Raw genomic sequence first — 11,305 nt, forward strand, 5'->3', positions numbered from 1 at the left:
AAAGGTTCTATATTAGGCCAAACATATCCTAATTAAAAAACCCTACAATGAATAAAAAAATTACTCAATTAGCAGTTCTAATAGCAGTTCTTTTTACGGCTGTTAGTTTCTCCCAACAAAGAGAGTGTTCTACGCATAGTGATTTAGTTCTTGCAATGTCTCAAAACCCTACACTAGCAAGAAGTGTAGAAAATGCAGAAAGATTTACTCAACAAAAAGCAAACCAATTACTTTTTGAAAAATCTGTAAACGGTAGCGTGATCACTATCCCTGTAGTTGTTCATGTACTTTATTCAAATGCAACTCAAAATATAAGTGATGCTCAAATACAGTCGCAGATAGATGTTTTAAATGAAGATTTTAGAAGAACAAATAGTGATGCAGATAATACCTGGTCACAAGCAGCAGATATGCAAATAGAATTCTGTCTGGCACAAGTAGATCCTAATGGAAATGCAACTAACGGTATTACGAGAACAGCCTCGTCAGTAACTTCATGGAATACGACTCAAAACAGAATGAAAAACTCTGCTACTGGAGGAGTATCCCCATGGGACACTACACAATATCTTAATATGTGGACCGTGTCTGCGTTAAATAGTAATGGTAGGGCTGGAATATTAGGCTATGCTCAATTTCCTGGTGGTAATCGTGCGACAGACGGTGTTGTAATGGGTTATAACTATTTCGGTCGTACAGGTGCTGTAACAGCTCCTTTTGATGGTGGTAGAACTACAACTCACGAAGTGGGGCATCTTTTTGGATTGCGTCATATTTGGGGCGACGGTGGTTGTGGTGTGGATGATTTTGTAAGCGATACACCAGAATCAGATGCTTCTAACGGTGGTTGTAATGTAGGACATGTATCATGTGGGTCTGTAGATATGGTTCAAAATTATATGGATTATTCTAACGACTCTTGTATGAATTTGTTTACTCTAGGACAAAAAGCACGTATGAGAGCAAACTTATTGAATGGCGGTTTTCATTCTGCTCTCGCATTATCAACAAAATGTACTCCTCCATCTGGTGGTGATGGTAATGATACTGATACGGGCTGTAATAGTACAATAGATAGTTTTCCATATTCTAACGGATTTGAAAGCTCTCTAGGTGGCTGGACACAAGACTCTAGCGACTCATTAGACTGGAGTAGACAGTCTGGTGGAACTCCATCTAGCAGCACCGGACCTAATGCTGCAGATCAAGGTTCTTTCTACATTTTTGTAGAGGCTTCTGATCCTAACTTTAATAAAACTGCTATTTTAAACTCTCCTTGTTTAGACTTTTCTGATGGTTCTAATCCTACAGCTACATTTAGATACCAGATGACTGGTGATGCGGTAGGTACATTAAGATTACAAGCTAGAGCAGATGGCTCTACTTCATGGTCTACAGTATTTACAAAATCTGGAGATCAAGGTGCAGCATGGTTAACAGCGAGTGCTAGTTTATCAGAAAACACCGCGCAGGTAAGACTTGTAGTCGATACAGCAGGTTCATGGCAAGGTGACATTGCAGTAGATACATTTGGTATTACTGAAACAACATCTGATGATAGTGGATCTACAAGTTGTGTAAATGGTGTTTCTTCTTTCCCATATTCTGAAGGATTTGAAAATACTTTAGGACAGTGGTCTCAAAATGGAAGTGATTCTCTAGACTGGACGCTACTTAGTGGCGGTACTCCATCTTCTAGCACAGGTCCAAGTGCAGCTGTACAAGGTTCTTATTATATATATGTAGAGGCTTCTGACCCTAACTTTAATAAAACTGCCTCGTTAGACTCTCCTTGTTTCGATCTTTCTAATGTAAATAATGCTACTCTATCTTTTCAGTATCAAATGACTGGTAATGCGGTAGGTACTTTAAAAGTAGAAGCTAGTACCGGTGGTTCATATGCGACTATATTCACTCAGTCTGGTGATCAAGGTGCTTCATGGAAAACCGCAAGTGTTAGCCTAGCAGCTTATGCTGGTAATGATTTAAAGTTAAGATTAACAGTAGATACGAGTACTTCATGGCAGGGAGATATTGCTGTAGATGATCTTAAAATAACTAGTGGTGCTGCATCTACCGATAAGTGTGATGGTGTACCTGCTTACAACAGTGCAAACAGCTACTCAGTAGGTGATCTTGTGGTATTTGAAAATGTACTTTTTCAAAGAGAAATTTCTTCATGGAATAATCTAGGAGAATGTGGTACAGCAAGAACTACTGCAACAGCAAGTATTGTTTCTATACCAGCAAAGGAGATTAATATCTATCCTAACCCTGTAAGTGGTTCTCAATTATTCACTACAGCGACTGGTGATAAAGTAACTTATACTATTTATAACTTAACTGGTCAGCGCATAGTTGCCGGTGTGATAAATGAAAGCTCTATAAATGTAGCAGATCTTAAATCTAGCGTTTACCTTATTCAAATTAACAATGGTGAGCAAATAGTTACTAAAAAGTTTATCAAGAAATAATTCTCATTACCTTTTTAAATTTAAAAAGCCTGTCATTTAACTTTGACAGGCTTTTTTTTGCTCTTTTTTAAAGAGATGTATTTGATTATCTCGCTTTAGCAAAAGCGTAATTAGTAAAACCTATGCGATCACTACACTCTTTATATTAACGAACTCTCTAATACCATAATGAGACAATTCCCTACCAAAACCTGAAATACCAGTACCTCCAAAAGGTAACGCTGGATGACTCGCCACTTTATGATTTATAAAAACAGCGCCATCCTTTATTTGTGAAACCAGACTTTCCATTTTTTTTATATCTCGTGAAAAGAGGCTTGCTCCTAGACCAAATTTTGAATTATTTATCATTTTAATAGCTTCTAACTCTGTTTTAAAAGTACTTACTGCCATAAGAGGTCCAAAAGTTTCATCTTTAAAAACAGGCATATCGCTAGTCACATCTGTTAAGATAGTAGGTGCAAAATAAGCCTTGTCTCTAGAACCTCCATAATGCAACTCTGCACCTTTATCTATAGAAGAATTCATTAAATCCTCTAGCTCTTCTGCAAGATCTTCTCTTGCCATTACTCCTATATAAGTATCCTCATCTTGTGGGTCTCCTGAAACTAGTGCCTTTACCTTATCTGTAAATTTTTCTAGAAACTCGTCTGCAATTCCTTCTTGGAGTAATAAACGTTTACCAGCTATACAACTTTGACCAGTATTTTGAAATCTAGCCTCTATACATGTTTGAACTGTTTTATCAATATCTGCATCATTAAAAACGACTAGTGCATTATTACCACCTAGTTCTAGGACCGACTTTTTAATGTTCTTTGCTGCAGTAGATGCCACAGCTGCACCTGCAGGTTTTGAACCTGTAAGAGTAACAGCTTTTATAATTTTACTTTCTATAATCGCCTCTACCTTATCGCTTCTAATAATAAAATTTTGGAAACAACCTTCAGGAAAACCTGCTTCTAGAAATATATCTTCTATCAACTCTGCACACCCCATAACACTACTAGCGTGTTTTAAAACACCCACATTGCCTGCCATGAGGGCTGGTACTATAAAACGGAATACTTGCCAGAATGGATAATTCCACGGCATTACAGCAAGTACAACACCTATAGGCTCAAAAGTTACATAGGATTTAAAGTGCTCAGTTTCTACGTATTCTTTAGCTAGGTAAGCTTCTGCTTTTTCTGCATAAAAATCACATAACCATGCACATTTTTCTAATTCGCCTCGAGATTGTGAAATGGGTTTTCCCATCTCGTTAGTCATTAATTTAGAATAACTAGCTGTATTTTTTCTAAGCAACTCTCCTACTGCACGTATGTGTGCAGCACGATGTTCAAAGCTAGTATCTCTCCAGTCTTCAAAAGCTAATTGAGCAATATCTAACTTTGCTTTGATCTCTTTTTTGCTAAGTTCTTGATACTCTTTAAGTTCTTTGCCTGTATATGGATTTATGGTTGTTATCATTTTTTTATTTTAAAAATACAAAGTGAAACGGTTTGTAATCTTAATGTTTAGAAGGGTTTAACTATTGATTTTAAATAAATTAACAGCTACATATGTAATAGATATGGGTAATCATTTGCTGATTTATTATTGATTGTAAACATAAATTCCTGCCTTCTACTATATATATATAAACATCTTAAAGACAGAATAATTCTGAAACCTCTGGAAAAAAATTTCTTCTTTTAAAGAGAGCAATATTTAATTTACAAAGAGATTAAATAAGAGATTTACGGTGATAGAAATGATCAAGATTACCGGTTTTTCAGATTAAAAAGAGGGTTTTCACATCTTTTTAGATTTCAAGTAAAACCAGAGTAACCTGTTTGCCTTATGACATAAAGGGAAACAGGTTATCCTGATAAGTTAAAAGAAAAAGAAAGAAGTATTAATTTTTTTTCATCCAGTCCACTACATTAGTCTCTATACGATTCAAAATGTCTGTTGTGTTTGCTTTTTCAAAATTCTGTCCTGTTATATTCTCGTAAAGTTCAATATAACGTTCACTTACAGACTCTATGTACTCATCGCTCATTTCTGGAACTGTCTGACCTTCTAGTCCTTGAAAATTATTTGAAATTAACCACTGACGCACAAATTCTTTGCTCAATTGTTTTTGAGCTTCTCCTTTTTCCTGGCGTTCTTGGTAACCGTCTGCATAGAAATATCTTGAAGAGTCTGGTGTGTGAATCTCATCTATCAAGACTATTTTACCATCCTTAGTTTTACCAAATTCATATTTAGTATCTACTAGAATTAAACCTCTTTGAGCTGCTAGTTCTGTACCGCGTTCAAATAAGGCTTTGGTATAGCCTTCTAGCACTTCATAATCTGCCAGAGAGACTATATTCTTAGAAATGATATCTTCTCTAGAAATATCTTCGTCATGGTCACCCATCTCTGCCTTAGTAGCTGGTGTAATGATAGGTGCTGGAAATTTATCGTTTTCCTTCATACCTTCTGGCATAGCAACACCACAAAGCATTCTTTTACCTGCTTTGTATTCTCTCGCCGCATGACCAGACATATAACCACGTATTACCATTTCTACTTTAAATGGCTCACAAAGATGTCCTATAGCAACATTAGGATCTGGAGTAGCGATTAACCAGTTAGGGACTATATCTTCTGTAGCTGCCATCATTTGAGTCGCAATTTGATTTAGTATTTGCCCTTTAAAAGGTATTCCCTTAGGCATTACTACATCAAATGCGCTCAATCGATCACTAGCTATCATTACTAACAACTCTTCATTAATATTGTAAACTTCTCTTACTTTTCCTTTATAAACACTTTTCTGGTTAGGAAAGTTGAAATTAGTATCGGTAATGGTTGCAGCTGTTTTGGTTACCATGATTGGGTATTTTATCTTAAGCAAATTTCTACAATTAGTTTGATTTTAGAGTACGTATCTCTATTTTTTTAATCAAGTTATCTACTAGATATGAGCAATGAGGCTTTTAATAGTTTCGCTTTCGCGAAAGCGGAACTACCACTCTATTAATTACTATTCTCAATATTCTTGTAGGCAGACACAACTTTTCTAACGAGTCTGTGACGTACTACATCGCTGTCGTCTAGGTACATCATACCGATACCGCTTATATCTTTAAGGACGAGAAGTGCTTCTTTAAGTCCTGAGGTGACACGTCTAGGTAAGTCTATCTGTCCTGGGTCTCCAGTAATAAAGAATTTTGCATCCTTACCCATGCGAGTTAAGAACATTTTCATTTGGGCATGAGTGGTATTTTGAGATTCGTCTAGAATGACGTAAGCGTTATCTAGTGTTCTACCTCTCATAAAAGCAAGAGGTGCTATTTGAATAGTCCCTTTTTCTATGTAAGTAGCGAGTCGCTCTGCAGGAATCATGTCTCGCAGTGCGTCATAAATAGGTTGCATGTATGGATCTAGTTTTTCTTTAAGATCTCCAGGTAGAAAACCTAAGTTCTCTCCTGCTTCTACAGCTGGACGTGTGATAACTATACGTTTTACACGCTTTTCTTTGAGTGCTCTCACAGCTAGTGCTACCCCTATATAGGTTTTACCAGTTCCTGCAGGTCCTACGGCAAAGACCATATCGTTTTTCTTTGCAAGTGCTACGAGCTTGCGCTGGTTAGGTGTTTTAGGACGTATCAACATACCAGAGTTACCGTGTACTAGGATATCGTCATGGTTCTTACCTAAGTCTGCATCACTGCTATCGGTGGTAAGAAGACGCTCGATGACGTTCTCGTCCATTTTATTGTACTTAGCAAAATGTGCAAGTAGCATCTCTATGCGTTTATCAAATTCTTCTAACTGTTCTTCATCTCCATAGATCTTCATAGTGCTGCCACGAGCGACTATTTTAAGTTTAGGAAAATGAGATTTTAAGAAGGCTAGGTTTTTATTTTTTACTCCAAAAAATTCTCCTGGATTAGACTCTGATAGGTCAATGATAAGTTCGTTCAAAAGCAGTAAATTATATAAGTAATTACGTGTTTAATTTTATAATTTTGTTTATCGATAATAAACAGCTGTAAAGTAGTAAAAAAAACAATCGTGAAATAGGTATCTCATCTATTTTTAACCATAATTTAATTAACAACCTTTATATTTTCTATGCCTATAATAACCCTTACGACCGATTTTGGATGGAAAGACCCTTATGTGGGTGCGGTAAAAGGCGCTATTTATAATCAGATAGAAAACGTGAATATAGTAGACATATCTCACGATGTATCGCCTTTTAATATTGCAGAGGCCGCATATATTATAAAAAATGCTTACCACTCTTTTCCTGATGGTACGATTCATATTATAGGTATAGATGCAGAGCATACGGTAGAAAATATACACATAGCGGTTTTACTTAATGGTCATTATTTTATATGCGCAGATAACGGTGTACTGGCTTTAATCATGAATAAATTACATCCTGAAAAACTGGTAGAAATTAATATTCATGATCGCATCTCTTCTAATTTTACGACGTTAAACGCTTTTGTCAGCACTGCTTGTCACATAGCACGTGGCGGTACACTTGAGGTTATCGGTAAACCTATTTCTAGAATAAGAGCACTATCTGGTGTTACTCCTAAGGTCTCTGACAGTAAAAACGTGATCCATGGTCAGGTTATTTATATTGATAATTATGGGAATTCTGTTTCTAACATTACCGAAGATATTATTCATGAGGTGGGAAAAGGTCGCAAGTTTGAAATATCTGCTAGGAATGAGCGTTTTAATAAAATCTTTAAAAAGTATAGCGATATCGTTAACTTTGACGACGAGCAGAAGAAACGAGATGTGGATGGTAAAGGTCTTGTTATATTGAATAGTGCTGGTTATTTAGAACTGGCTACATATAAATCAAATCCGCTTACGGTGGGCAGTGCTAGTACCTTATTCGGTTTACAAATTAATGCCCCTGTGATTATAACTTTTATAGAAGAATGATAGTACGTATAGTAAACATGCATTTTAAAGAAACCTCTGTAGGTAAGTTTCAAAATATGTTTGACGCATATAAAGAACAAATAAGAAATCAGCCTGGTTGTAGTTTTCTAGAATTATATCAAGATAAGGATGATGCGCAGCGTTTTTACACCTATAGTTATTGGGAAAATGAAGAGGCATTAAATAATTATAGAAAAAGTACGTTGTTTGAAGAAGTGTGGCCGCAGACTAAAGCCATGTTTGATGAAAAACCACAAGCTAACTCTGTGGTAAAAATACATAGTCTTTTATGAAAGCAATTTTTATCAAAGAACTCACAGGTTTTTTTTCTTCCTTAACTGGTTATCTAGTGATAGGTATTTTTTTATTGATATCCAGTCTCTTTATATTCGTTTTTAAAGGCGAGTATAACGTGTTAGATTATGGATTTGCAGACCTTGCTCCTTTCTTTCTTATCATACCCTGGCTGTTCATGTTTTTAATTCCTGCCATTACCATGCGCAGTTTTACTATAGAACGTAATCTAGGAACTCTAGAAATGCTTACCACAAGACCTATTTCTACTAGAAGTCTTATAGGTGGTAAATATCTAGCTGCTTTGTTTTTAATAATTATGGCTTTAATTCCTACCCTTATTTATGTTTTAAGTGTGGGACAGCTGGGAGAAGTCACTAATAATCTAGATTATGGTAGTACATTAGGTAGTTACCTAGGTGCTGTATTATTAGCTACCAGTTACACGGCTATAGGTATCTACAGCTCTACCGTTACATCTAACCAGATTGTGGCATTTTTACTAGCTGCAGTGCTTTGCTTTATTCTATATTTTGGTTTTGATGGGCTGTCTAGTTATTTATCTGATAATGATTTTCTGGCCTCTCTAGGTCTTAAATATCACTATGAGAGTATGGCCAGAGGCGTTATCGATACTCGTGACGTGATTTACTTTGTGAGTGTTGCTGTTTTGTTTTTCGCTTTAAGCGAAATTTCACTAAAATCAATCTTCACAAAACGTTAATCATGAAAAAAACCTACACCAGCTTTATCGTGATCTTAATAGCGTTAATCGTTGTGAACATAGCGTCACGATCTATTTATAAACGTTTTGACCTAACTAAAGACAGTCGGTATACAGTAAGTAAAGAGACTGAAAAGATACTAGAACAAGCTTATAAACCTATAATAATAGACGTATTTCTAGATGGTGAGCTGCCGGGAGAATTCCGTAAACTGAAACTAGAAACTGGACAGTTTCTAGAAGAAATGGCGGCGATACACCCTAATCTTAAATATGATTTTATAAATCCTATTGAAAACACATCGCAACAAGAGGCAGATCAAATTACAGCACAACTCGCAAAAAGCGGTGTAAAAGGTGCTGTTGCCACTATACAAGAAGGTGGTAAAAGTACTAATGTGACTGTATTTCCATATGCACTGGTTTTATATGATGGTAAAACGACTGCCGTACCGCTATTAAAAACTGTGGCTCGTGCTAGTACAGAAGAACGTGTCAATTCTAGCATACAGCAACTAGAATATCAATTTGCCGACGGATTGCGTAAAGCTTCTCAAGAAAAGACTAAAACAGTCGCTTTCTTAAGAGACAGTGGTACGTTATCAGATTTAAAAATCCGCGATTTTATACAAGGTGTGCAGGAGTATTATCGTGCAGCGCCTTTTGGTATTGAATTTGTAACCACTAGTGATTCTATACAGCCACAGCAAGTTCTGGAATCACTGAATAAATTTGATCTGGTCGTAGATCCTAAACCTACCGTTGCTTTTAGTGAGACTAAAAAATATATTCTAGATCAGTATTTAATGCAAGGTGGTAAATTACTTATCGCAGCAGACCCTATTGTAATGGAAAATGATAGTCTCTCTAATGAAGAAGCTAAAGCTTATCCATTACCTAGAAAATTAAATCTAGACGATATGCTCTTTAAATACGGACTGCGTCTTAATAATGGTCTGGTAAAAGATATGAATCATGGTCCTATTGCTCTAGCTTCTGGCCAAGGTCGCAATACACAGTACGAAGCTTATGCATGGCCGTACTACCCTATTTCAAAAACATCTCTAGATACAAGTGCTACAGCACAATTTATTACCAAGAATCTAGAAGACGTAAAATTTGAATACACAGGAACAATAGATACTTTAAAAAACGGAATTAAAAAGACTATTCTATTAAGCACGTCTGACCGTACACAACTTATGACTTTACCTGCTGTAGTTTCTTTAAACGAAATAGGACAAGAAATAAATCCAAAAACCTATAATAGATCTAACCTACCACTAGCCGTTCTTGCCGAAGGTTCTTTTACCAGCGCTTATAAAAACCGTGTAAAACCTATCAATTTAAAAGTTAATCTAGATCAAGGAAAAGACGCTGCCATAGTTCTTATAGCAGATGGTGATATAATGAAAAACCAAGTAGATCGTGGTCAGGCACAAGAACTAGGTTATGACATGAGAACAGGACAGCTGTATGGTAATAAAGAGTTCTTAATGAATACTATTAACTATTTACTAGACGATACTGGTCTGATTAAATTGCGCAATAAGAACATAAACGTACCATTTTTAAACACTGAAAAGGTAATAGATGAAAAGTTTAAATGGCAATTCATCAACGTTGTAATGCCTTTATTGCTTGTCGCAGGTTTTGGTTTTGTGTTTATGTGGTTGAGGAAAAAGAAGTATGGGTAGTAGTGATCAAGTCTTTTAATAAAATTATCTATAGTGAATAGCATGGTGTTTTACCTATTCAGATAAAACAGTTGTCGTTACATCAACCTCTAGGTATAGTCCAGAAGATTTTGACATACAGATAGATGATATTATTGCGATAGCAATATTAAATCGTATAATAGGTGATAATGACTCTGACTTTATAATAATTGTGACTCATACATTTGAGCAATTTTATATTCAGCTAGTCCAAGAGATTAAGGGGTTTGAAGATTTGAAGTTATTTTTAAAGAATGAATTTTCAATAGACTGGCAAGAAATAGATAACATAGCTTATAATAGTAATTCTGTATTGTTTCCTAAAACTTTAAAAGGAGCTACTTTATATAAGAAAAACATAAAAAATTGGATCAAAAGAGGTCTTGATATTAAGCATCCTGCTTCTGGAGTTTTCCATGAGAATATTTTGAACTATTTTTCAAAATTGAACAACTAATTTTATTTGATCCTAAAGAACGAAAAAAAAAGAGCAGCTCTAAAAGTAGAATGTGCGTAACAAAGGTGTAACATTTTTAGTTCTAAGAATGTACTGAAACTGATGTTTATAAAGAATTACTGTTGCCTCTTTTATAGAAAACTATAGTAAGAGAACTCTACAGGAATCTTTATTATGAGTTATACTGTGATAAATATTTAGGTTTTAATTCATTTTAAAGTTATGAGATAGATACGTAATGAGCCAGAATAATTTCTAGATACCGATGCTTTACAAAAGATTCTCTATCATTAATAGAGCTATTTTATGTTTAAGTCTACAGCCGCTCGTAGTAAACACTACTCATTATGAGAATGAACTACGTTATCTCCGTATAAACAAGGAGTATAGAAGCATTACCAAGGTACTATTGTGAGATGAAAAGAATACAGTTGATAGTAAAATAAACAAAAACCAGATAGATAGCATTAATTTTATAGAACACATCTACTTAATCTATTCAACGAGAGAACAAGAAAAGAAAAGACAGTTTACAAAGTAAAAAGTCTAACAAGAAGAAAATCCAAGCACCTGGAGTTGATGCCATTGCAACCAACAAAAACAGCAGCTTTAAATAATACCAATTTAGTTCTTAAATGCCGCATAAAAAGCTTTTAGATAATGATGATTTCCTGTGATTGATTTTATA

General features: G+C 35.3%; 9 protein-coding genes. 6 read left to right on the plus strand and 3 right to left on the minus strand.

Annotated features, from left to right (window positions below; genetic code table 11):
- Positions 1–47 precede the first annotated feature (47 nt).
- The gene (locus Q0838_RS10130; RefSeq protein WP_298954372.1) at positions 48–2,474 is read left to right on the plus strand and encodes a M43 family zinc metalloprotease; all 2,427 of its coding nucleotides are present in this window, start codon (positions 48–50) and stop codon (positions 2,472–2,474) included.
- A 120-nt stretch (positions 2,475–2,594) separates the two neighbouring features.
- On the opposite strand, the gene Q0838_RS10135 is transcribed toward Q0838_RS10130, so the two are convergent.
- The 3 genes from Q0838_RS10135 to Q0838_RS10145 form a co-directional block, all read right to left on the minus strand.
- The gene (locus Q0838_RS10135) at positions 2,595–3,947 is read right to left on the minus strand and encodes an NAD-dependent succinate-semialdehyde dehydrogenase (protein ID WP_298954374.1); all 1,353 of its coding nucleotides are present in this window, start codon (positions 3,945–3,947) and stop codon (positions 2,595–2,597) included.
- Positions 3,948–4,374: 427 nt separating this feature from the next.
- The gene (locus tag Q0838_RS10140) at positions 4,375–5,340 is read right to left on the minus strand and encodes a phosphoribosylaminoimidazolesuccinocarboxamide synthase (RefSeq protein ID WP_298954377.1); all 966 of its coding nucleotides are present in this window, start codon (positions 5,338–5,340) and stop codon (positions 4,375–4,377) included.
- Positions 5,341–5,486: 146 nt separating this feature from the next.
- Entirely contained in the window at positions 5,487–6,437 is a 951-nt protein-coding gene (locus Q0838_RS10145; RefSeq protein ID WP_298954380.1) for a PhoH family protein, read from the minus strand.
- 150 nt (positions 6,438–6,587) lie between these two features.
- Here Q0838_RS10145 and Q0838_RS10150 point away from each other — a divergent pair, with 150 nt between their 5' ends.
- From Q0838_RS10150 to Q0838_RS10170, 5 genes are all read left to right on the plus strand, one after another.
- Entirely contained in the window at positions 6,588–7,424 is an 837-nt protein-coding gene (locus tag Q0838_RS10150) for an SAM-dependent chlorinase/fluorinase (RefSeq protein WP_298954383.1), read from the plus strand.
- Positions 7,421–7,717: an antibiotic biosynthesis monooxygenase family protein gene (locus tag Q0838_RS10155; protein WP_298954386.1), complete on the plus strand. Its 297-nt coding sequence runs from the start codon at positions 7,421–7,423 to the stop codon at positions 7,715–7,717. Before Q0838_RS10150 ends, Q0838_RS10155 begins: the two co-directional genes overlap by 4 nt.
- Entirely contained in the window at positions 7,714–8,442 is a 729-nt protein-coding gene (gene gldF, locus Q0838_RS10160; RefSeq protein ID WP_298954389.1) for a gliding motility-associated ABC transporter permease subunit GldF, read from the plus strand. Before Q0838_RS10155 ends, gldF begins: the two co-directional genes overlap by 4 nt.
- A 2-nt stretch (positions 8,443–8,444) precedes the next feature.
- The gene (gldG, locus tag Q0838_RS10165; RefSeq protein WP_298954392.1) at positions 8,445–10,139 is read left to right on the plus strand and encodes a gliding motility-associated ABC transporter substrate-binding protein GldG; all 1,695 of its coding nucleotides are present in this window, start codon (positions 8,445–8,447) and stop codon (positions 10,137–10,139) included.
- A 193-nt stretch (positions 10,140–10,332) separates the two neighbouring features.
- Positions 10,333–10,617, plus strand: coding sequence for a hypothetical protein (locus tag Q0838_RS10170; protein ID WP_298954397.1), 285 nt, complete (start codon positions 10,333–10,335; stop codon positions 10,615–10,617).
- The last annotated feature ends 688 nt before the right edge of the window (positions 10,618–11,305 follow it).

It is taken from the genome of uncultured Nonlabens sp., from assembly GCF_947495285.1.
Classification (GTDB): Bacteria; Bacteroidota; Bacteroidia; order Flavobacteriales; family Flavobacteriaceae; genus Nonlabens.